At 71.7% G+C, this 21,558-nt stretch carries 19 protein-coding genes and 1 pseudogene; 4 read left to right on the top strand and 16 right to left on the bottom strand.

The window, feature by feature from the left end; all coding sequences use genetic code 11:
• Positions 1 to 11 precede the first annotated feature (11 nt).
• Positions 12 to 707, bottom strand: a complete 696-nt coding sequence (locus tag EAO73_RS23130) for an MBL fold metallo-hydrolase (protein WP_147973379.1) — start codon at positions 705 to 707, stop codon at positions 12 to 14.
• Between the two features lie 147 nt (positions 708 to 854).
• Between EAO73_RS23130 and EAO73_RS23125 the strand changes: the two genes are divergently transcribed.
• The 3 genes from EAO73_RS23125 to EAO73_RS23115 all read left to right on the top strand — a co-directional run bounded on the left by EAO73_RS23125 (position 855) and on the right by EAO73_RS23115 (position 3,865).
• Complete coding sequence (locus EAO73_RS23125) at positions 855 to 1,649, top strand: peptidylprolyl isomerase (protein ID WP_147973378.1); 795 nt, start codon at positions 855 to 857, stop codon at positions 1,647 to 1,649.
• Between the two features lie 174 nt (positions 1,650 to 1,823).
• Positions 1,824 to 3,053, top strand: coding sequence for a DUF349 domain-containing protein (locus EAO73_RS23120; RefSeq protein WP_147973377.1), 1,230 nt, complete (start codon positions 1,824 to 1,826; stop codon positions 3,051 to 3,053).
• 203 nt (positions 3,054 to 3,256) lie between these two features.
• On the top strand, positions 3,257 to 3,865 hold the full coding sequence (locus EAO73_RS23115; protein ID WP_147973376.1) for an ALF repeat-containing protein: 609 nt from the start codon (positions 3,257 to 3,259) through the stop codon (positions 3,863 to 3,865).
• Between the two features lie 6 nt (positions 3,866 to 3,871).
• Here the strand turns inward: EAO73_RS23115 and EAO73_RS23110 are convergent, their stop codons facing one another.
• The 15 genes from EAO73_RS23110 to pgsA form a co-directional block, all read right to left on the bottom strand.
• Complete coding sequence (locus EAO73_RS23110; protein WP_147973375.1) at positions 3,872 to 6,430, bottom strand: RelA/SpoT family protein; 2,559 nt, start codon at positions 6,428 to 6,430, stop codon at positions 3,872 to 3,874.
• A 148-nt stretch (positions 6,431 to 6,578) separates the two neighbouring features.
• Positions 6,579 to 7,130, bottom strand: a complete 552-nt coding sequence (locus EAO73_RS23105) for an adenine phosphoribosyltransferase (RefSeq protein WP_132904159.1) — start codon at positions 7,128 to 7,130, stop codon at positions 6,579 to 6,581.
• Positions 7,127 to 8,236 carry a protein translocase subunit SecF gene (secF, locus tag EAO73_RS23100; RefSeq protein WP_147973374.1) on the bottom strand — a complete coding sequence of 370 codons (1,110 nt, stop codon included), beginning with the start codon at positions 8,234 to 8,236 and terminating at the stop codon, positions 7,127 to 7,129. The genes EAO73_RS23105 and secF overlap by 4 nt, the downstream gene beginning before the upstream one ends.
• 1 nt (position 8,237) lies before the next feature.
• Positions 8,238 to 9,971 (bottom strand): protein translocase subunit SecD, encoded by a 1,734-nt coding sequence (gene secD, locus EAO73_RS23095; protein WP_147973373.1) that lies wholly within the window; start codon positions 9,969 to 9,971, stop codon positions 8,238 to 8,240.
• 148 nt (positions 9,972 to 10,119) lie between these two features.
• The gene (gene yajC, locus EAO73_RS23090; RefSeq protein ID WP_147973372.1) at positions 10,120 to 10,596 is read right to left on the bottom strand and encodes a preprotein translocase subunit YajC; all 477 of its coding nucleotides are present in this window, start codon (positions 10,594 to 10,596) and stop codon (positions 10,120 to 10,122) included.
• 164 nt (positions 10,597 to 10,760) lie between these two features.
• Positions 10,761 to 11,834, bottom strand: a complete 1,074-nt coding sequence (gene ruvB, locus EAO73_RS23085) for a Holliday junction branch migration DNA helicase RuvB (protein WP_147973371.1) — start codon at positions 11,832 to 11,834, stop codon at positions 10,761 to 10,763.
• Positions 11,835 to 11,911: 77 nt separating this feature from the next.
• Positions 11,912 to 12,538, bottom strand: coding sequence for a Holliday junction branch migration protein RuvA (gene ruvA, locus EAO73_RS23080; protein ID WP_147973370.1), 627 nt, complete (start codon positions 12,536 to 12,538; stop codon positions 11,912 to 11,914).
• Positions 12,535 to 13,104, bottom strand: a complete 570-nt coding sequence (ruvC, locus tag EAO73_RS23075; protein WP_147973369.1) for a crossover junction endodeoxyribonuclease RuvC — start codon at positions 13,102 to 13,104, stop codon at positions 12,535 to 12,537. Before ruvC ends, ruvA begins: the two co-directional genes overlap by 4 nt.
• A gap of 126 nt (positions 13,105 to 13,230) precedes the next feature.
• A complete protein-coding gene (locus tag EAO73_RS23070; protein WP_147973368.1) occupies positions 13,231 to 13,983 on the bottom strand; it encodes a YebC/PmpR family DNA-binding transcriptional regulator in 753 nt (250 codons plus the stop codon).
• Between the two features lie 61 nt (positions 13,984 to 14,044).
• Complete coding sequence (pdxT, locus tag EAO73_RS23065; RefSeq protein WP_147973367.1) at positions 14,045 to 14,638, bottom strand: pyridoxal 5'-phosphate synthase glutaminase subunit PdxT; 594 nt, start codon at positions 14,636 to 14,638, stop codon at positions 14,045 to 14,047.
• A gap of 6 nt (positions 14,639 to 14,644) precedes the next feature.
• Positions 14,645 to 15,565, bottom strand: a complete 921-nt coding sequence (gene pdxS / locus EAO73_RS23060) for a pyridoxal 5'-phosphate synthase lyase subunit PdxS (protein ID WP_147973366.1) — start codon at positions 15,563 to 15,565, stop codon at positions 14,645 to 14,647.
• Between the two features lie 150 nt (positions 15,566 to 15,715).
• Positions 15,716 to 16,264, bottom strand: a complete 549-nt coding sequence (locus EAO73_RS23055) for a LemA family protein (RefSeq protein ID WP_147973365.1) — start codon at positions 16,262 to 16,264, stop codon at positions 15,716 to 15,718.
• Between the two features lie 41 nt (positions 16,265 to 16,305).
• Positions 16,306 to 17,466 (bottom strand): glycosyltransferase family 4 protein, encoded by a 1,161-nt coding sequence (locus EAO73_RS23050; protein ID WP_147973364.1) that lies wholly within the window; start codon positions 17,464 to 17,466, stop codon positions 16,306 to 16,308.
• Positions 17,466 to 18,410, bottom strand: coding sequence for a phosphatidylinositol mannoside acyltransferase (locus EAO73_RS23045; protein ID WP_147973363.1), 945 nt, complete (start codon positions 18,408 to 18,410; stop codon positions 17,466 to 17,468). Before EAO73_RS23045 ends, EAO73_RS23050 begins: the two co-directional genes overlap by 1 nt.
• Positions 18,407 to 19,057: a phosphatidylinositol phosphate synthase gene (gene pgsA / locus EAO73_RS23040; RefSeq protein WP_147973362.1), complete on the bottom strand. Its 651-nt coding sequence runs from the start codon at positions 19,055 to 19,057 to the stop codon at positions 18,407 to 18,409. Before pgsA ends, EAO73_RS23045 begins: the two co-directional genes overlap by 4 nt.
• A gap of 293 nt (positions 19,058 to 19,350) precedes the next feature.
• Here pgsA and EAO73_RS23035 point away from each other — a divergent pair.
• A pseudogene (locus EAO73_RS23035) lies at positions 19,351 to 21,526 on the top strand (elongation factor G-like protein EF-G2).
• Positions 21,527 to 21,558 lie beyond the last annotated feature (32 nt).

Genomic DNA, 21,558 nt, shown 5'->3' with positions numbered 1-21,558 from the left:
TGTCGCTCTCGTCACATTCCTCGTCGGGGCGCGTTCCCACCGGCCATACCGGTCAGGTACGGGTTGGTGGCGCGCTCGCGGCCGATGGTCGTCTGGGGGCCGTGGCCGGACAGCACCACGGTCGAGTCGTCGAGCGGCAGGCACACACGGGCCAGCGACTCGAGGAGCTCGGCGTGGTCGCCGCCGGGCAGGTCGGTGCGTCCGACGGAGCCGGCGAAGAGCAGGTCGCCCGAGAAGAGGACCTGGGGTACCTCATGGGTCTCGGGCATCCTGAACGTCACCGACCCCTTGGTATGGCCGGGCGCGTGCGAGACGCCGAACTCCATGCCCGCGAGCGACAGCCGCGCGCCGTCGCTCAGCTCCTTGACGTCGTCCGGCTCCCCCACCGTCAGCTCGCCCATGAGCGGCATCCCGATGGAGCGGCCCAGGGCCTTCTCCGGGTCGCTCATCATGTAGCGGTCCTCGGGGTGGATCCAGGCGGGGACGTCGTGTGCGCCGCACACCGGGACGACCGAGGCGACGTGGTCGATGTGGCCGTGCGTGAGGACGACGGCGACGGGCTTCAGCCGATGCTTCCTCAGCGCCTCCTCGACCCCCTGGGCGGCCTGGTGGCCCGGGTCGATGATCACGCACTCCTCACCGGCGGCGGGGGCGACCAGGTAACAGTTGGTCCCCCAGGCCCCGGCGGGGAACCCGGCAATCAGCACGATCGTCCTTAATGGTCGTCCTACGGGGAATGCGGCCGCGAGGTCGCAGCAGTTCAGAGCCTACCGGCGCTCCTCATTCCACAGCTAACCCATATACGGTACGGGGCAACCCAGGCCCGATCGGACGACGTACAAGGAGAACACCCGGTGGTCACCAGCGATCAGCGGCGGCGGCAGCTCGCCAGGGAGAAGTACGAGCGGCAGCAGCAGCGCCGGGAGGAGGCGCGCACCCGGACGAGGCGGCTGACGCTCGTCATCACCTCGGCGGTGGCCGTGGTGGCGGTCGTCGGCGGCGCCACGTACCTCGCCACCAGCGGGAACGACGACAAGGACAAGACGGACGCGGCGGCGAGCCAGAGTCCGTCCGCCGAGGCCTCGCCCACGCCGACGAAGAGCGAGAAGCCCGAGCCGGCGATGAAGATCGACAAGAAGGCCCAGTACACGATGTCGCTCACCACGAGCCAGGGCGACATCGCGTTCACCATGGACGCCTCGAAGACCCCGCACACGACGAACTCCTTCAAGTCGCTGGCCGACAAGAAGTTCTTCGACGGGACGAAGTGCCACCGGCTGACCACGGACGGCATCTTCGTCCTGCAGTGCGGCGACCCCAAGGGCGACGGCACCGGTGGCCCCGACTACACGATCCCGGACGAGAACCTGACCGCCCTGGGCAAGGCGGGCGCGGACGGCACGGTGACGTACCCGGCGGGCACGGTGGCGATGGCCAACACCGGTCAGCCGCACACCGGCGGCAGCCAGTTCTTCCTCGTGTACAAGGACAGCAAGCTGCCGCCCAGCTACACGCCCTTCGGCACCATGGACGCGAAGTCGCTGAAGGCCGTCGAGGCCATCGGCAAGGCCGGTGTGGACGGCGGCGGGGCCGACGGTGCGCCGAAGAAGGCCGTGAACATCTCGAAGCTGACCGTCGACAAGGTGTGATTCCGGCGGCGGGCGCCCGGTGCGGCCGAATAAATCCAGCCGCGCTGAGTGCGGACAGCCGGGCGGCCCGTCGCCTAGATTGGCGTCGTGCAGGGCGGGCGCTGCCCGCCCCAGGAAACTGTGGACGATGCCAGGGGGGTGATCCCCTCGCGGGCATCAGGTGGAGGAGGCGCTGTGAGCAGCGACCCGTGGGGCCGTGTCGATGAGACGGGCACCGTGTACGTGCGTACAGCCGACGGCGAGCAGGTCGTCGGATCGTGGCAGGCCGGTTCTCCGGAGGAGGCCCTGGCCTACTTCGAGCGCAAGTACGAGGGCATCGTGGTCGAGATCGGCCTCCTCGAACGGCGGGTGAAGACCACCGATCTGTCCGCGAAGGACGCGACGACCGCCATCGAGCATCTGCGCGGCCAGGTCGACGAGCACCACGCCGTCGGCGACCTGGACGCGCTGCGCAAGCGGCTGGACGCGCTCGTCGCGACGGTCGACTCGCGGCGCGAGGAGCGCAAGGTACAGAAGGCGAAGCAGGCCGACGAGGCGAAGCAGGCCAAGGAGGCCCTGGTCGCCGAGGCCGAGGAACTGGCGCGGAGCGAGCAGTGGCGCTCCGCGGGTGAGCGGCTGCGTGCCCTCGTGGACACGTGGAAGGGCCTGCCCCGGCTCGACCGCAAGTCCGACGACGAGCTGTGGCACCGCTTCTCGCACGCCCGCTCGGCGTTCTCCAAGCGCCGCAAGGCCCACTTCGCCTCGCTGGACGCCCAGCGCGAGGACGCCCGCAAGGTCAAGGAGAAGCTGGTCGCCGAGGCCGAGGCGCTCTCCGGGTCCACGGACTGGGGGACGACGGCCGCCCGCTACCGCGACCTGATGACGCAGTGGAAGGCGGCGGGCCGCGCCCAGCGCGAGGCCGAGGACGACCTGTGGAACCGTTTCCGCGGTGCCCAGGACGTCTTCTTCGCCGCCCGCGGCGAGGTCTTCGCCGAGCGGGACGCGGAGCAGGGCGAGAACCTCAAGCTGAAGGAGGAGCTCGCCGACGAGGCCGAGAAGCTGGTGCCGGTGACGGACCTGAAGGCGGCCCGTGCCGCGTTCCGGGCCCTCAACGAGCGCTGGGAGGCCATCGGCCACGTACCGCGCGACGCCCGTCCGAAGGTCGAGGGGCGGATGCAGGCCGTGGAGCGGGCGCTCCAGGAGGCCGAGGAGAGCGAGTGGCGCCGGACGAACCCGGAGGCGCGTGCTCGCGCGGCGGGTCTGACCGGTCAGCTCCAGGCGGCCGTGGACAAGCTGCGCGGCCAGATCGACGCGGCCCGTGCCTCGGGCAACAACGCCCGTGCCGACAAGCTGGCCCGTGAGCTGGAGGGCCGGCAGGCGCTGCTCGACCAGGCGCTCAAGGGCCTGGAGGAGTTCGGCGGCTGACACCCTGCCACCGGTTCGAGGGGCCTTTCCGCGTACGCGCGGGAAGGCCCCTTCCGCATGTGCAGGGCAACGAGAGGGGGGCGACGACTGCCGGGAACAGGCAATGTGCGGGAAGGGCCCCGAAGGCGATGATCTTCGTGCCGGCAGGCCGCACGGCCGGCCCGGAATCCCTTGTACGTTCCCGTAGTTGAGGCAGGTTCACGATGAGAACGACCCGCGTCGCCCTGACCGTGGCGGCCGCCGCCCTGGGCCCCGCCCTCCTGCTGTCCGGCCCGGCGTTCGCCGCCGGGCCGGCCGCCCCGTCCACCGCCGTCGCCGCCGCCGCCCCGACGGACTGGTCACCCGATGTCCCGGTGGACGACCTGTCCGACGACGACGTCCGCGTCGCCCTCTTCCGCATCCTGGGCGACCCGGACTCCGGCAAGCGCGTCACCAAGGAGGTCACCGCGCTCCTGGAGAGCGGCGACATCGCGCAGGCCCGCGCGTGGCTGAAGACCGGCTACGCCCTGGCGCAGGCCGAGGACGACCGGGTCGCGCTCTTCCGCATCCTCGCCGACCCCGACTCCGGCAAGCGCGTCGCCAAGGAGATCAACGCGCTCCTCGACCGCGACGACCCGGTGGAGATCCGGGAGTGGCTGGAGACCGGCTACCGCCTCGCCCAGGCCGAGGACGACCGGGTCGCGCTCTTCCGCATCCTCGCCCGCCCCGACATCAGCGACGCCCTGCGCGCCGCCGTCACCGCGGTGATCGACGGCACGCCCGAGGAGATGCGCTACTTCCTGGAGTACGGCCAGTACGAGGTCGACGCCTAGGAGCCCCTAGGGCCTGCGGGCCGAGGTCACCCGATAGACGTCGTACACGCCCTCCACGCCCCGTACCGCCTTCAGGACGTGACCGAGGTGCTTGGGGTCGCCCATCTCGAACGTGAAGCGCGAGGTGGCGACCCGGTCGCGTGAGGTCTGCACGGCGGCGGACAGGATGTTGACGTGCTGGTCGGACAGGACCCGGGTGACGTCCGACAGGAGCCGGGAGCGGTCCAGGGCCTCGACCTGGATGGCGACGAGGAAGACCGAGGACTGCGTGGGCGCCCACTCGACCTCCAGGATGCGTTCCGGCTGCTGCGAGAGCGAGTCGACGTTCACGCAGTCCGCGCGGTGCACGGAGACGCCGCTGCCCCGGGTGACGAAGCCGATGATGGGGTCGCCGGGCACGGGCGTACAACAGCGGGCGAGTTTGACCCAGACGTCCTCGACGCCCTTGACGACGACCCCGGGGTCGGCGTTGGAGCGGCGCTTGTTGCGGCTGCGCGAGGGCGGGGTGCTCTCCTCCAGGTCCTCGTTGGCCGCGTCCTCACCGCCGAGGGCCTGGACCAGCTTCTGCACGACGCCGGCGGCGGCGACATGGCCCTCGCCGATCGCGGCGTAGAGGGACGAGATGTCGGGGTAGCGCATCTCGTGCGCGAGGGTGACCAGCGAGTCGCCGGTCAGGATGCGCTGGATCGGCAGGTTCTGCTTGCGCATGGCCCGCGCGATGGCGTCCTTGCCCTGCTCGATCGCCTCGTCCCGGCGCTCCTTGGAGAACCAGGCGCGGATCTTGTTGCGGGCCCGGGGCGACTTGACGAAGCCCAGCCAGTCGCGGGAGGGCCCGGCGCCGGCCGCCTTGGAGGTGAAGACCTCCACCAGGTCGCCGTTGTCGAGCGTCGACTCCAGCGGCACGAGCCGTCCGTTGACCCGCGCCCCTATGGTGCGGTGGCCGACCTCCGTGTGGACGGCGTAGGCGAAGTCGACCGGGGTGGCCCCGGCCGGCAGCGCTATGACGTCGCCCTTGGGCGTGAAGACGAAGACCTCGTTGCGCGAGAGGTCGAAGCGCAGCGACTCCAGGAACTCGCTGGGGTCCTCGGTCTCCTTCTGCCAGTCCAGGAGCTGGCGCAGCCACGCCATGTCGTTGACGGTGTCCTGGCCCCGGCCGGTGTTCTTGGGGACGTCGGTGCGGACCTTGGAGGCGCCCGCGACGGCCTCCTGCTTGTACTTCCAGTGCGCGGCGATGCCGTACTCGGCGCGGCGGTGCATGTCGAACGTACGGATCTGGAGCTCGACAGGCTTGCCGCTGGGGCCGATCACCGTGGTGTGCAGCGACTGGTACATGTTGAACTTGGGCATCGCGATGTAGTCCTTGAACCGGCCGGGGACCGGGTTCCATCGCGCGTGGACGGTGCCGAGCGCCGCGTAGCAGTCGCGGACGGTGTCGACGAGGACCCGGATGCCCACCAGGTCGTAGATCTCGGCGAAGTCGCGGCCCCGCACGATCATCTTCTGGTACACGCTGTAGTAGTGCTTCGGCCGTCCGGTGACGGTGGCCTTGATGCGGGCGGCGCGCAGGTCGGACTGGACCTCGTCGGTCACGATGGCGAGGTATTCGTCGCGCTTGGGCGCGCGCTCGGCCACCAGCCGCACGATCTCGTCGTACATCTTGGGGTAGAGGATCGCGAACGCGAGGTCCTCCAGCTCCCACTTGATGGTGTTCATGCCCAGGCGGTGGGCGAGCGGGGCGTAGATCTCCAGCGTCTCGCGGGCCTTCTTCTCCTGCTTCTCCCGCTTGAGGTACCGCATGGTGCGCATGTTGTGCAGCCGGTCGGCGAGCTTGATGACCAGGACGCGCGGGTCCTTGGCCATGGCGACGACCATCTTGCGTACGGTCTCGGCCTGCGCGGCCTCGCCGAACTTGACCTTGTCGAGCTTGGTGACGCCGTCGACGAGCAGGGCGACCTGGTCGCCGAAGTCGCGGCGCAGGGTGTCCAGGCCGTACTCGGTGTCCTCGACGGTGTCGTGCAGCAGCCCGGCCATCAGCGTGGCCGGATCCATGCCCAGCTCGGCGAGGATCGTGGTGACGGCGAGCGGGTGGGTGATGTACGGGTCGCCGCTCTTGCGCTTCTGGCCCCGGTGCCAGCGCTCGGCGACCTGGTAGGCCCGTTCGATCTGGCGCAGGGTGGAGGTCTCGGTCTTGGCGTCGTTGCCGCGGACGATACGCAGCAGCGGTTCGAGGACCGGGTTGTACGGGCTGGAGCGCTGGACGCCGAGGCGGGCGAGCCTGGCCCGGACGCGGTTGGAGGAGCCGCCGGAGCGGGAGGCCGGGCCGGTGGGCGCGGCGGAACCGGCCGCGGGCTTCGCCGGCGGCTTGGGCGCGATCGGGACGGGCTCGGCCGGCTGGGCGGGGGAAGCGGGCGCGGGCCCGTTGGCCTCGGCGGACGCCGGGCCCGCCCCGGGCTGGGGCGCGGGGGGCTTCGGCTTCTCCGCGGGCTGCTGCTTCGCGGGCGTGGCGGGGGCCGCCGCGGGCTTGTCGGGCTGCGGGGCGGCGACTGGCTGGGCCTCGTCTGGCAAGAGCGCTCCTCGTGCGGATCCGGACACCCGGAAAGGCCATCGTATCGACCCTGCGGCCGGACCTCCCCCGGGGACCGTCAGAGCCCCCACAACGCCGAGGGGCACCCGGTTGTTCCCGGATGCCCCTCGAAGGTGGTGCGGGTGGTCCTCAGACCGTGATCAGGGCCTCCAGCGGGGCCCCGCGCAGGCCGTCGGCCAGCCGGGCCCGGCCGTCCAGGAAACCCAGCTCCATGAGGACGGCGACCCCGGCGACCTGGGCGCCTGCCCGGCGGATGAGCTCCAGGGAGGCGTCGGCGGTGCCGCCGGTGGCCAGGACGTCGTCGATGACCATGATGCGGTCCTCCGGCGACAGGTCCTCCGCGTGGATCTCGATCTCCGCGGTGCCGTACTCCAGCTCGTACGCCTGGCTGAGCGTGGCTCCCGGCAGCTTCCCGGCCTTGCGGACGGGTACGAAGCCGAGGCCGGCCCGGACCGCGACGGGCGCGGCCAGGATGAAGCCGCGGGCCTCCAGGCCGACGATCTTCGTGGCGCCGTGCCGCAGGCACAGCTCCGCGAGGGCGTCGGTGAGGGCCGTGAACGCGACCGGGTCCGCGAGCAGCGGGGTGATGTCCTTGAACATCACGCCCGGCTTCGGGTAGTCCGCCACGTCACGGATGCGGCTGAGCAGGAGTTCCCTCGTGCTCTCGGTGGTGCTGGTCATCGACGCTTCCCCGAGGTCCGGCCGTGGCCCCTGGGGGGCTGCTGGCGCTGGCCGACGACCGCACCGGCGGGCGTGGTGTCCTCCGGGTCGGCCGTCTCCTCTTCGTACCCGTCCGCCTCGGCGTCCTCGCCCTTGGCGGCGGCGGCCGCGCGCTTGGCGAGGACCCGCTTCTTCAGGGCCTTCATCTGCGGCTCGCGTTCCTTGAGGTCGGCGACCAGCGGGGTGGCGATGAAGATCGAGGAGTACGCACCGGCCGCGAGGCCGACGAACAGGGCGAGCGAGATGTCGTTCAGCATGCCGGCGCCGAGGACGCCGCCGCCGATGAACAGCAGACCGGCGACCGGCAGCAGCGCCACGACGGTGGTGTTGATCGAGCGGACCAGGGTGCTGTTGATGGAGCGGTTGGCGACGTCGCTGTACGTCCACCGGGTCTGCTTGGTGATCCCCTTCGTGCCCTCCTTGAGGCTGTCGAAGACGACGACCGTGTCGTAGAGGGAGTAACCGAGGATGGTCAGCAGACCGATCACGGTGCCCGGGGTGACCTCGAAGCCGACCAGGGCGTAGACACCGACCGTGATGGTGATGTCGTGGATCAGTGCGACCAGGGCCGCGACGGCCATCCGCCACTCGAAGGCGATGGCCAGGTAGATCACGACGAGAACCATGAAGACGCCGAGGCCGGTCCAGGCCTTGTTGGCGATCTGCTCACCCCAGCTGGGGCCGACCAGGTCGGCGGCGATCTTCTCCGACGGGACGGACAGGTCCTTGGAGAGCTTGGCCTTGATCTCGTCCGACTTCGCGGTGTCGACCTCGGTGATCTGGATGCGCAGACCGCCGTTGCCGAGCTTCTGGACGATCGCCTGGTGGCCGGAGGCATCCGTCGCCAGGTCCTCGGCGTCGGAGACGGACACGCTCGTCTTCGGGGTGGTGAAGACGGCACCGCCCTTGAACTCGATGCCCATGTTCAGGCCGCTGACCGCCAGGCCGACGATGGCCGTGATGGTGATCAGGACCGAGACGCCGTACCAGATCTTGCGCTTGCCGATGAAGTCGTAGCCGACCTCGCCTCGGTAGAGACGGGCGCCGAGATTCCCGAGTCGCGACATCTCACGCCTCCTTCGGATCGGTGGGGGCGTTGACACGACGGGAGCGGCGCAGCGGCGGCTTGGCGCCGAGGCGCTTCGGGTCCAGTCCGGACCACGGGTGACCGCTGGCGAAGAACTTCTTGCGGGCCATGATCGTCATGAGCGGCTTGGTGAAGAGGAACACCACGACGACGTCGAGCAGGGTGGTGAGACCCAGTGTGAAGGCGAAGCCCTGCACCTTGCCGACGGTGACCACGAAGAGGACGGCCGCGGCGAGGAACGACACGAAGTCGGAGACCAGGATGGTGCGCCGGGCACGCGGCCAGCCCCGCTCGACGGCGGGCCGCAGCGTGCGGCCCTCGCGGATCTCGTCCCGTACGCGTTCGAAGTACACGATGAACGAGTCGGCGGTGATACCGATGGCCACGATGGCACCGCAGACGGCCGGCAGGTTCAGCGCGAAGCCGATGGCCGGGCCGAGCAGCGACATGATCGTGTAGCTGAGGATGCCGGAGACCAGAAGGCTGAGCAGGGCGATGAGCGCCAGCCCGCGGTAGTAGGCCACCAGGTAGATCACCACGAGGGCGAGGCCGATGGCACCGGCGATGAGGCCGGCCCGCAGCTGCTCGCCGCCGAGCGCGGCGGTGACGGTGGTGACGCTCTGCTCCTTGAAGGAGAGCGGGAGCGCACCGTAGGAGAGCACGTTGGCCAGGTCCTCGGCGGACTGCTGGTCGAAGCTGCCGGAGATCTCCGCGTTGGCGCTCAGCTCCGTACGCACGGACGGGGCCGAGACCACCTCGTTGTCGAGCGCGATGGCGAACTGGTTCTGCGGCGACTGCTGCGCGGCGAGCTTGCCGGTGATCTTCCGGAACTTCTTGGCGCCGCCGCCGTTGAACTCCATCTGGACGATCCACTGACCGTTCTGGTCAAGGGCCGCCTTCGAGGACTTCACGTCCGTGCCGTCGACCTCGGCCGGGCCGAGGACGTACTTGGCGGACCCGTCCTGCTCGCACGCGACCACCGTGTCGGTGGCCTTGGAGCCCAGGGCCGCCTGGGAGCGGGCGGCCTTGGTCGAGCAGTCGAGCTCCTCGAACTTCTTCTGGAGCTTCGCGGCGGCCGCCTCTTCCGCCGCGGAGGCGGAGTCGCTCGCCTTGGGCGTCGGCGACGAGTCCTTCTTCAGGGCGCCGGTGACCGCGCGGCCCTGGGTGGTGGCGGACGCGGACGGCTTCGACGAGGAGCCGGTGGCCTTGTCGCCGTCCGTCGCCTTCTCGGAGGCCGAGGCCTTCGGCGACGGCGAGGTGCTGGCCTTGCCGGAGGACGAGGCGCTGGGCTCCGGGGTGGGCTTGCCCGCGGCGACGGTCAGCACGGGCCGGAAGTACAGCTTGGCCGTGGTGCCGACCTGCTCCCGGGCCTGGGCGGAGTTCGTGCCCTTGGGGATGTTGACGATGATGTTGCTGTTGCCCTGGGTCTGGACCTCGGCCTCGGAGACGCCAAGACCGTTGACGCGGCGCTCCATGATCCGAACCGCGGTGTCCATGTTGGTCTTATTGATCGCCTTTTCCTGGCCCGGCTCGGCCTTGGCCTCCAGCGTGATGGAGGTGCCGCCCGCCAGGTCGATGCCGAGTCGCGGCGTCGGCTGGTCGGCCAGGAACATCCCGCCCGTGAGGGCGACCATGACGATCAGGATCAGCGCCAGGGAACGCCCTGGCTTCCCCTGACCGCCGGCCGCGCCTCGGCCCTTCTTCGGTGCTGCCACCTTGTCGTTTCTCCCTGTCCAACCGCCCCGCGCCGGGTGTGCGCCCGAGCGGCCACGAAGTTTAGTGGGGGCCCGCCCCCGCGAAGGTGCGCACGGACCGGGGAGCGCCGCAGCCCTGTGGGCTCACGGCGTCCCGGCGTCGTACGGACTACTTCGCGTCGGACTCGCCGTCGGCCTTGCCCTCGGACTTCTTCTCGTCCTTGGCCTCGGCCTCGTCGCTCTCGTCCGCGTCCGTCTTCTTGACCAGGTCGGTCTTCGCGTCGTCGGCGTCGGTGGCGTCGGGTCCGGTCAGCGAGGAGGCGTCGTCGGGCACGACCGCGCCGTCGACGTCGAGCTCCTGCTCGTCGCCGTGGACGATGCGGTTGTACTCCGCGTCGTCCAGGACGGCGCCGATCGCGTTCTTCGCGTACACGGCGTGGACGCCGGGCGCGACCTCCAGGAGGACCGTGTCGTCGTGAAGCTCCTTGACGGTGGCGTACATGCCCCCGATCGTCCGGACGCCGGTGCCGGGCTGCATGTCATTGCGCATGGCCGCAGCCGCCGCCTGCTTCTTCTTGGCGGACCGCGTCATCAGGAACATGGCCCCGATGAGCACGATGAAGGGGAGGAGAGTCACGGGATTCACGGGACGAGTTTCCTTCGCACGACCGCGCTGGAAGGCGGCCTGGTCTACGGGGGTGGGTACACCGACCTGTAAGGGCGGCATCGGCGGAGTCTAAGCGAGTCCGCATCGATGGAACAACGCCCAGCATGGCACCGTGGTTCCGCTTCCGGTCAACCTGTGACGCATCACGCCCCGAACAGGCCCTGTTGTCCCGTTACGCCGTGCTGCGGCGGGACGAGCCCGAGGTGGGCCCAGGCCGCCGGTGTGGCGACCCGCCCGCGCGGCGTCCTGGCCAGCAGCCCTTCGCGTACGAGGAAGGGCTCGGCGACCTCCTCGACGGTCTCGCGCTCCTCCCCCACGGCGACCGCCAGCGTGGACAGGCCGACCGGGCCGCCGCCGAAGAGCTTCAGCAGCGCGCCGAGCACCGCCCGGTCCAGCCGGTCCAGGCCCCGGGCGTCGACCTCGTACACCCCGAGGGCCGCGGCGGCGATCTCCCGGTCGATCCGGCCGTCGGCCTTGACCTGGGCGTAGTCCCGCACGCGGCGCAGCAGCCGGTTCGCGATACGGGGCGTTCCCCGGGAACGTCCGGCGATCTCCGCGGCGCCCTCGGCGTCCAGCTCGACGTCGAGCAGGCGGGCGGAGCGGTGGATCACCCGTTCCAGTTCGGCGGGGGCGTAGAACTCCATGTGGCCCGTGAAGCCGAAGCGGTCGCGCAGCGGGGGCGGCAGGAGGCCGGCCCGGGTGGTGGCGCCGACGAGGGTGAAGGGGGGCAGCTCCAGCGGGATGGCGGTGGCACCGGGGCCCTTGCCGACGATCACGTCGACGCGGAAGTCCTCCATGGCCATGTACAGCATCTCCTCGGCGGGCCGGGACATGCGGTGGATCTCGTCCAGGAACAGCACCTCGCCCTCCTGGAGCGAGGAGAGGATCGCCGCGAGGTCGCCCGCGTGCTGGATGGCGGGGCCGGAGGTGATCCGGATCGGGGCGTTCATCTCCGCCGCGATGATCATGGAGAGGGTGGTCTTGCCGAGGCCGGGGGCGCCGGAGAGGAGCACGTGGTCGGCGGTGGCTCCGCGGGCTCGGGCGGCCTTGAGGACCAGGTCGAGCTGTTCGCGGACCTTCTCCTGGCCGACGAACTCGTCGAGGTCCTTGGGGCGCAGCGCCGCCTCGACCGCGGTGTCGTCGCCGTCCGCCCCGGCGTCGACCAGCCGCTCGTCGAGCCGGTCGTCCGTGCCGGCTCCGGTGTCGTCCCAGTTCATCTCGTCTGTCCGCCTCGGGTGGATCGGTGCCCGGCCGGGCGTGGCCGGCCGGGCGGAGAAGGGTGGCCCGCGCGGGGTCAGCGCGCCCGGTTGAGGGTCTGCAGGGCGGCGCGCAGCAGCTGCGGCACGGGCGGCCGGCCGCCCGCGGCGAGGGCTTCCTCGGCCTGTGGTGCGACGGCGGCGACCGCCTCGTCCGCCTCGCGGGTGGCGTAGCCGAGGCCGATCAGGGCGGCCTGGAGCTGGTCGCGCCACGAGGCGGAGACGGCGGTGCCGATGCCCTGGCCGGGGCTGTGGGCGCCGACCGGGTCGCCGAGCCGGTCCTTCAGTTCCAGCAGGAGCTTCTGCGCGCCCTTCTTGCCGATGCCGGAGACCGCGGTGAGGGCCTTCTCGTCACCGGTGGCGACGGCCAGGCGCAGGGCGTCCGGGGTGTGCGTGGCGAGCATGGCCTGGGCGAGCCGGGGTCCGACGCCGCTGGCGGTCTGCAGCAGCTCGAAGACCTGCCGTTCGTCGTCGTCGGCGAAGCCGTAGAGCGTCAGCGAGTCCTCGCGCACGACGAGGGAGGTGGCGAGCCGGGCCTCCTGGCCGACGCGCAGGGCGGCCAGGGTGTTCGGTGCGCACTGGACGGCCATGCCGATGCCGCCGACCTCGATCACGGCCGTGGTCGGGGCGAGCGCGGCGACGGGGCCGCTGACGAAGGCGATCATCGGGGGACCTTCCGGACGGGAACGGCTGCGGTGCGCGAGGGGCGCGGGGTGCGGGCGGCGGCCGCGGCGTGCGCCTGCTGGAGACGGTTGACGGCGGGGGCGCGCCAGATGTGGCAGATGGCGAGCGCCAGGGCGTCGGCGGCGTCGGCGGGTTTCGGCGGGGCGTCCAGTCGCAGGAGCCGGGTCACCATGGCTCCCACCTGCGCCTTGTCGGCGCGTCCGCTGCCGGAGACGGCGGCCTTGACCTCGCTGGGCGTGTGCAGGGCGACCGGGAGGCCGCGCCGGGACGCGCAGAGCATGGCGACCGCGCTGGCCTGGGCGGTGCCCATCACCGTGCGGACGTTGTGCTGGGCGAAGACCCGCTCGACGGCGACGCAGTCGGGGCGGTGCTCGTCGAGCCATTCCTCGATGCCGCGCTCGATCGCCACGAGGCGGTGGCCCAGCTCCGCGTCGGCCGGGGTGCGCACGACCCCCACGCCGAGCATGGTCAGGGGCCGGCCCGCGACGCCCTCGACGACGCCGACTCCGCACCGGGTCAGCCCCGGGTCCACGCCGAGAACCCGCACGGTCCCGCCCCTCCCTGCCGATCGGTCAACTGTTCCAGCAGGCTATCGGTCGGCACCGACAATGCGGCGGGCCGACGGGGTGTGTCCCGTCGGCCCGTCCACCACCCTCACCGCGCGGGGCGCGGCTCAGGCGTCGACCTTCTCCATGACCTCGTCCGAGACGTCGAAGTTGGCGAAGACGTTCTGCACGTCGTCGCTGTCCTCCAGCGCGTCGATGAGCTTGAAGATCTTGCGCGCGCCCTCCTCGTCGAGGTCGACCTGCATGGTGGGCAGGAAGTTGGCCTCGGCCGAGTCGTAGTCGATGCCCGCCTCCTGGAGCGCGGTACGGACCGCGACCATGTCGGTGGCCTCGCTGACGACCTCGTAGCTGTCGCCGAGGTCGTTGACCTCCTCGGCGCCCGCGTCCAGGACGGCACCGAGCACGTCGTCCTCGGTCAGCTCACCCTTGGGGACGATGACGACGCCCTTGCGGTTGAACAGGTACGAGACCGAGCCCGGGTCGGCCATCGAGCCGCCGTTGCGGGTCATGGCGACGCGTACGTCGGACGCGGCACGGTTGCGGTTGTCGGTGAGGCACTCGATGAGCACCGCGACACCGTTGGGGCCGTAACCCTCGTACATGATCGTCTGGTAGTCGACGCCGCCCGCTTCGAGACCGCCACCGCGCTTGACCGCGGAGTCGATGTTCTTGTTCGGGACCGAACTCTTCTTCGCCTTCTGGATCGCGTCCACGAGGGTCGGGTTGCCCTCGGGGTCCACACCACCGGTGCGGGCCGCGACCTCGATGTTCTTGATCAGCTTCGCGAAGAGCTTGCCGCGCTTGGCGTCAATCACGGCCTTCTTGTGCTTCGTCGTAGCCCATTTAGAGTGGCCGGACATCTGCCTTCTCCTTCGCGTCACCAAATTCCGTACGAACCCGAGAGATCCTACCGGGATCGAGTCACCCGGCCGCGCGCACCATCTCGGTGAAGTACGCGTGGAGGCGGTGGTCTCCGGTCAGTTCCGGGTGGAATGAGGTGGCGAGGGCGTTTCGCTGCCGCACCGCCACGATGTGGCCGCCGTGCTCGGCGATCACCTTCGCGCCGGCGCCCACGGACTCGACCCAGGGGGCCCGGATGAAGACGCCCTCCACCGGTCCGCCGCCGATTCCGGCGACCTCGACGGCCGCCTCGAAGGACTCGTTCTGCCGCCCGAAAGCGTTACGGCGCACGATCATGTCGATGCCGCCCAGCGTCTCCTGGCCGGACCGGGGATCGAGGATCTTGTCGGCGAGCAGGATCATTCCGGCGCAGGTGCCGTAGACCGGCATCCCGGCCGCGATCCGCTCGCGCAGCGGGTCCAGCATGCCGAACAGCGCGGCCAGCTTGGACATGGTGGTGGACTCGCCGCCGGGCAGCACGAGCCCGTCGACCTCGGCCAGTTCCTCGGGACGCCGGACCGGCCTGGCCAGGGCGTCCGCCGAGGCCAGGGCGATCAGGTGCTCCCGTACGTCGCCCTGGAGGGCCAGGACTCCGATCACAGGGGTGTCGCTCATCGGTGACTACCAGCCGCGGTTGGCGTAGCGCTCGGTCTCGGGCAGCGTGTCGCAGTTGATGCCGACCATGGCCTCGCCCAGGTTCCGGGAGGCGTCCGCGATGATCTTCGGGTCGTCGTAGAAGGTGGTGGCCTTCACGATGGCGGCGGCGCGCTTGGCCGGGTCGCCGGACTTGAAGATGCCGGAGCCGACGAAGACGCCCTCGGCACCGAGCTGACGCATCAGCGCCGCGTCGGCCGGCGTGGCGACGCCGCCCGCGGAGAAGAGGACGACGGGCAGCTTGCCCAGCTCGGCGACCTCCTTGACCAGCTCGTAGGGGGCGCGCAGGTCCTTGGCGGCGGCGTACAGCTCGTTGTTGTCGTAGCCGCGCAGCCGGGCGATCTCGTTCTTGATCTGGCGCAGGTGGCGGACGGCCTCGACGACGTTGCCCGTACCTGCCTCGCCCTTGGAGCGGATCATGGCCGCGCCCTCGGCGATACGGCGCAGCGCCTCGCCCAGGTTGGTGGCGCCGCAGACGAACGGGGTGGTGAAGGCGAACTTGTCGCTGTGGTTGACCTCGTCGGCCGGGGTCAGGACCTCGGACTCGTCGATGTAGTCGACGCCGAGGGACTGCAGGACCTGCGCCTCGACGAAGTGCCCGATGCGGGACTTGGCCATCACCGGGATGGACACCGCCTCGATGATCTCCTCGATCATGTTCGGGTCGGACATCCGGGCCACGCCGCCGTCCTTGCGGATGTCGGCCGGCACCCGCTCCAGGGCCATGACGGCCACGGCGCCCGCGTCCTCGGCGATCTTCGCCTGCTCGGCGTTGACGACGTCCATGATCACGCCGCCCTTGAGCTGCTCGGCCATGCCGCGCTTGACGCGGGCGGTGCCGGTGGCCGGGTTGTCGGCGGACTGCGGGGTGCTGGGAAGCGTGGACACGGATGACCTCACTGGGGGGAGCGAATGCGGGAGCGCCGAATGACGCACTCCTGAGCAAACTCCCCGGCACCAGTCCACAGCAAGGGCCAATGAGAGGCCGGTGGATCGTTTTGGCCCGCACCCCCGTGTACGGGGAGGGGCCACTGTCCGTCAGCTGCCGGGGCGGTCCGCCAGGGCCACCGGCGGCTCGTCGTCCATCTCGAAGGCCAGCGGGAACGGGGCGTGCCCCGCCAGCCGGAACCAGCGCACCGTGCGGTGGCGCCGCAGCGCCCGCGCCGCCCGCACCGCGTCGTTGTGGAAGCGGCGCGCCATCGGCACCCGCCGCACCGAGGCAGCCAGCTCGGACGCCGCCTCCTGACCCCCGGGGATCTCCCGCACCGCCTCCACCTGCGCGCTCTCGCCGAACACCGCGCGCAGGGCGGCGCTCAGCTCGCTCTCGGCGACCTCGCGATGGTCCTGGGGCGACTGCCTCGCGGCGTGCGCGGCCTCGTACAGCACGATCGACGCGGCCGGGTCGAGGACCCCGGAGGTGGCGAGCTCCTGGGTGACCGACGCCCGGCGCAGCAGTTGCGCGTCGAGTGCGGCCCGCGCCGCGTCGATCCGGGTGTGCAGCCGGTCGAGGCGGCCGGCCGTCCAGCTGAGGTACAGGCCGATCGCGACGAGCACGACGACGGCCCAGATGATGAGGGTTACGGTCACGGGCGGCAAGGCTACCGGGGCGCAGGCTCCCGCCCGGCCGGTTACTCCCGGGCCAGCCCGAACCGGGCACGCAGACCGGTGCGTTCGTCCGCCGCGACCGAGGCGGCGCCGTCCGTCACCGTCTCGTACACCGCGAGGATGTCCGCCCCGACCGTCGACCAGTCGAAGCGCCGGACATGGGCACTGCCGCGCTCGCGCAGTCCGGCACGCCGCTCCGGGTCGCCCAGCAGCCGCACCGCCGCCGCGGCCAGCGCGTCCGCGTTCTCGTTGGCGAACAGCTCGCCCGCCGCGCCCTGGTCCAGGACCTGCGCGAAGGCGTCCAGGTCGCTGGCGAGGACCGGCGCCCCCGCCGACATCGCCTCGACGAGGATGATGCCGAAGCTCTCGCCGCCGGTGTTGGGCGCCACGTACAGGTCGACGCTGCGCAGCAGCCGCGCCTTGTCCTCGTCGCTCACCATGCCGAGGAACTCCACGCGCGGGCGCATCTCCTTCGGCAGCGAGGCGACGGCCTCCTCCTCGTCGCCCCGGCCGGCCACCAGCAGCCTGGTGTCCGGGCGGGCGGCCAGGATCGCGGGCAGCGCGCGCATCAGGACGGGCAGACCCTTGCGGGGCTCGTCGATGCGGCCGATGAAGCCGATCGTGCCGCCCTGCCACTCGGGCCTGGGCTCGGCGCGGGCGAAAAAGTCGACGTCCACACCGTTCGGGATGACCACGGCGTCGCCGCCCAGGTGCTCGACGAGGGTCCGGCGGGCGTACTCGCTGACCGCGATCCGCGCGCTGATCTTCTCCAGCGCGGCCTGCAGGATCGCGTACGCGGCGATCATCGCCCGGGAGCGCGGGTTCGATGTGTGGAACGTGGCGACGATCGGGCCCTGCGCCGCCCAGCACGTCAGCAGCCCCAGCGACGGCGAGGTCGGCTCGTGGATGTGGATGACGTCGAAGGTGCCCTCGTGCAGCCAGCGCCGCACCCGCGCCGCCGACAGGAACCCGAAGTTCAGCCGGGCCACCGAGCCGTTGTACGGGACCGGCACGGCCCGGCCCGCCGAGACCACGTACGGCGGCAGCGGCGTCTCGTCGTCGGCGGGCGCCAGCACGGACACCTCGTGGCCGAGCCGGATCAGGTGCTCGGCCAGGTCGCGGATGTGGAACTGCACACCACCCGGTACGTCCCAGGAGTACGGGCAGACGATGCCGATCTTCACTACTGGTCTCCGCTCCGGTCCGTGCGGGGTGCGAGGTCGGCGAGCCAGAGCCGTTGCAGCATGTGCCAGTCCTCCGGGTGCTCGGCGATGCCCAGGGCGAACGCGTCGGCCAGGGCCTGTGTCATGACGGACGTCTTCCCCGCCCTGTCACCCGACTCCGGCACCTCGACCGCCGGATGGATGCGCGCCTTCATCACCGGCGTGTCGTCGTACGAGAGCGTCACCGGCAGCAGCAGCGCGCCGGTCTGCTGGGCCAGCAGCGCGGGACCGGCCGGCATCCGGGCCGTGTCGCCGAAGAACGACACCTCCACCCCCGACGCCGACAGGTCGCGGTCCGCGACCAGACACACCAGACCGCCCGACCGCAGCCGCCGGGCCAGCGTCCCGAACGCGGCGCCGCCGTTGTGCGGCAGCACCTCCATGCCCAGGCCCTCGCGGTAGGCGACGAACCGGTCGTACAGCGACTCCGGCTTCAGCCGCTCGGCGACCGTCGTGAACGGCACCTTCAGATCGGTGGTGACCCACGCCCCGGCCAGGTCCCAGTTGCCCAGATGCGGCAGGGCGAGGATGACCCCGCGCCCCGAGTCGAGCCCGTCCGTCAGCCGGTGCGCGTCCGTCACGTCGATGGACGCCTTGATCCGCTCCGGGCTCCAGGTGGGCAGCCGGAACGACTCCATCCAGTAGCGCATGTACGAGCGCATCCCGGCGCGCGACAGGGCGGCGAGCCGGGCGGGGCCGGCATCGGGTACGACCCGCGCGAGGTTGGCCTCCAGGCGCAGCACGCTCTTGCCCCGCCGCTTCCACACCTGGTCGGCGAGGGTACGGAAGAGAGCGCGGGCGGCCGGTTCGGGCAGCGTCTTGACCGCCGTCCAGCCCAGCCCGTACAGCGCGTCGCTCAGCCGCTCCTTCACGCCGGGCCGCGCGTCGGCGCCGGCCACGCTCACTGCCCGGCCGCGTCCGCCGCGTCCGCCTCGGCGGACTCGCGGCGGACGGTGACGACCCGCTGGACCAGCGTCACCAGGCTGCCGACGGCGACGATCCACAGCGCGATCGGCAGCAGGACCTGGATGCCCGGCACCCCGAACTTGTGCAGCCCCGCGAATCCGGCCGCCACCAGCGAGATCACCAGGCGCTCGGCACGCTCCACGAGCCCGTTGACCGCCACCGGCAGACCGATCGACTCACCGCGCGCCTTGGTGTACGAGACCACCTGACCGCTCGCCAGGCAGAAGATCGCGACCGCGCACAGGACGTTGTCGTCGCCGCTGCCCGCGTACCAGAGAGCGAAGCCGGCGAAGATCGCGCCGTCGGCGACCCGGTCGAGCGTGGAGTCCAGGAACGCGCCCCACCGGCTGGAGATACCGGCCTGGCGCGCCATGTTCCCGTCGACGAGGTCGGAGAACACGAAGATCGTGATGACGATCGTGCCCCAGAAGAACTCCCCCATCGGGAAGAAGACCAGCGCACCGGCCATCACCCCGGCCGTGCCGATCAGGGTGACCGCGTCCGGGCTCACGCCGAGGCGCAGGAGCAGTGCGGCGAACGGCGTGAGGACACGCGTGAAAAAGGCACGCGCGTACTTGTTCAGCATGGCCTTCCCGAGGGGTAGGTGGGCCGCTTGGCCCCGTCGGCCACCGGCTGGAGGGCGCTGCAGGTCCTGGCCGGATCCAGGGCTGCGAGCCCGGCCAGGGCCTTCAGCACCCTCCGCGCCCATCGTAGTCACGCTCGGCAGCGGCGACCGTCCGGGCACCCCGCGCCGGTACCGGCGCCTCCTATGGACGCGGCCCGCGGGGAGTGCCACGCTCGAAAGACCGCGGGCGTCGCCGCAGCCGCCGCGCCGGCCCTGAGGGTGTGCCCGTGCCCCGTCCGACTGGAGGCACGACCATGGGCGACCAGGCACACGCACACACCCGAGCCGCCACAGGGGTACCGGGGGCCGGCCGTCCCCGCGCCCTGCGCAACGTGGCACTGGTCGGCCACAGCGGCTCCGGCAAGACCACCCTCGTCGAGGCGCTCGCGCAGACCGCGGGCGCCGTCAACCGGCCGGGCCGGGTCGAGGACGGCACGACCGTCTCCGACCACGAGGAGATCGAACACCGCCAGCACCGGTCCGTCCAGCTCTCCCTGGTCCCCGTGGACTGGGACGGCTGCCGGATCAACCTGCTGGACACCCCCGGCTACGCCGACTTCGTCGGAGAGGTGAGGGCCGGACTGCGGGCGGCTGACGCCGCCCTCTTCGTCGTCTCGGCGGCCCAGGAGGCCGAGGCCGTGGCGGGCACCACCCGCGCCCTCTGGGAGGAGTGCGCCGCCGTCTCCATGCCGCGCGCCCTCGTGATCACCCACCTCGACACCGCCCGCACCCCCTTCGACACGATGACCCGGCTCTGCGGCGAACTCTTCGGCGACGACGACCCCGACGCCGTGCTCCCCCTCCACCTGCCCGTGCTCGGCCCCGAGGCCGCCGACGGGCACGCCCCGCTCACCGGCCTCACCGGCCTGCTCCCGCAGCGGATCCTCGACTACTCCGGCGGCGAGCGCACCGAGCGCCCGCCCACCGACGACGAGCGGGCGCCCCTGGACGGGGCCCGCGCCCGGCTCATCGAGGGGATCATCGCCGAGAGCGAGGACGAGACCCTGATGGACCGCTACCTCGGCGGCGAGACCATCGACGTGAAGACCCTCGTCGACGACCTCGAACGCGCCGTGGCACGCGGCACCTTCCACCCCGTCCTCGCCGCCGCACCCGCAGCCGGCGGCGCCCGCCAGGGCATCGGCACCGTCGAACTCCTCGACCTGATCGCCGGCGGCTTCCCCACTCCCCTCGAACACCCGCTGCCCCGCCCTGACGGGCGACCCCGACGGCCCCCTGGTCGCCGAGGTCGTCAAGACCTCCTCCGACCCCTACGTCGGCCGGCTCTCCCTCGTCCGCGTCTTCTCCGGCACCCTGCGCCCCGACGACACCGTGCACGTCTACGGCCACGGGCTCGACGGCCCCGCGCACGAGGACCGCCCCTGCCACGGGACGCGCACCCGGGCCGGCGCCCTCACCTCGCCGTTCGGGAAGCAGCAGCGCCCCCTCGACGCCTGCGTCGCCGGAGATCTCGCCTGCGTCGCCCGCCTCGACACCGCCGAGACCGGCGACACCCTCTCCGGCACCGGCCACCCCCTGCTCCTCGAACCCTGGACCACCCCCGACCCCCTGCTCCCGCTCGCCGTCCGGGCGCACAGCAAGGCCGACGAGGACAAGTTCTCCCACAGCCTGGCCCGGCTCGTCGCCGAGGACCCGGCCCTGCGCCTCGAACAGAACCCGGCCACCGGACAGGTCGTCCTGTGGTGCCTGGGCGAGGCCCACCAGGAGGCCGCCCTGGACCGGCTGCGCGACCACTACGGGGTCCAGGTCGACGCCGTCCCGCACCGTGTCGCCCTGCGGGAGACCTTCGCCAAACCCGCCACCGGACGCGGCCGCCACGTCAAACAGTCCGGCGGCCACGGCCAGTACGCCGTCTGCGAGATCGACGTCGAACCCCTGCCCGCCGGCTCCGGCGTCGAATTCGCCGACCGGGTCGTCGGCGGCTCCGTCCCCCGCCCGTTCATCGCCTCCGTCGAGAAGGGCGTCCGCGCCCAGGCCGCCCGGGGCGTCGCCGCAGGCCACCCGCTCGTCGACATCCGGGTCGTCCTGCGGGACGGCAAGGCGCACTCCGTGGACTCCTCCGACGCCGCCTTCCAGACCGCCGGTGCCCTCGCCCTGCGCGAGGCCGCGGCCGAGGCGCACGTCCGCTTCCTGGAACCCGTCGCCGAGGTCCGCGTCCTTGTCCCCGACGCCTACGTCGGCCCGGTGATGAGCGACCTCTCGGGCCGCCGGGGCCGGGTCACCGGCACCGAGCAGTCGGGCCCCGGGCGCACCCTCGTACGCGCCGACGTCCCCGAACTGGAGATCGGCCGGTACGCGGTCGAGCTGCGCTCGCTCACCCACGGCACCGGCCGCTTCGACCGCGCGTACGCCCGTCACGAACCGATGCCCGCACAACTCGCCGACCGCGTCGCCGCCCAGGACGCCTGACCGGCGGGGCCGCACGCCCGCCCGTTGTCCAC

This window comes from Streptomyces sp. col6 (assembly GCF_008042035.1).
Lineage (GTDB): Bacteria > Actinomycetota > Actinomycetes > Streptomycetales > Streptomycetaceae > Streptomyces.
This window is presented reverse-complemented; position numbering and strand designations above follow the sequence as displayed.

What these genes read in the sequence shown, in the direction of transcription:
- EAO73_RS23115 (WP_147973376.1), top strand. Translation starts at nt 3,257, where the DNA reads ATGAGAACGACCCGCGTCGCCCTGACCGTGGCGGCCGCCGCCCTGGGC.
- EAO73_RS23105 (WP_132904159.1), bottom strand. Translation starts at nt 7,130, where the DNA reads ATGACCAGCACCACCGAGAGCACGAGGGAACTCCTGCTCAGCCGCATC.
- secF (WP_147973374.1), bottom strand. Translation starts at nt 8,236, where the DNA reads ATGTCGCGACTCGGGAATCTCGGCGCCCGTCTCTACCGAGGCGAGGTC.
- ruvB (WP_147973371.1), bottom strand. Translation starts at nt 11,834, where the DNA reads ATGAACTGGGACGACACCGGAGCCGGCACGGACGACCGGCTCGACGAG.
- ruvA (WP_147973370.1), bottom strand. Translation starts at nt 12,538, where the DNA reads ATGATCGCCTTCGTCAGCGGCCCCGTCGCCGCGCTCGCCCCGACCACG.
- EAO73_RS23070 (WP_147973368.1), bottom strand. Translation starts at nt 13,983, where the DNA reads ATGTCCGGCCACTCTAAATGGGCTACGACGAAGCACAAGAAGGCCGTG.
- pdxT (WP_147973367.1), bottom strand. Translation starts at nt 14,638, where the DNA reads ATGAGCGACACCCCTGTGATCGGAGTCCTGGCCCTCCAGGGCGACGTA.
- pgsA (WP_147973362.1), bottom strand. Translation starts at nt 19,057, where the DNA reads ATGCTGAACAAGTACGCGCGTGCCTTTTTCACGCGTGTCCTCACGCCG.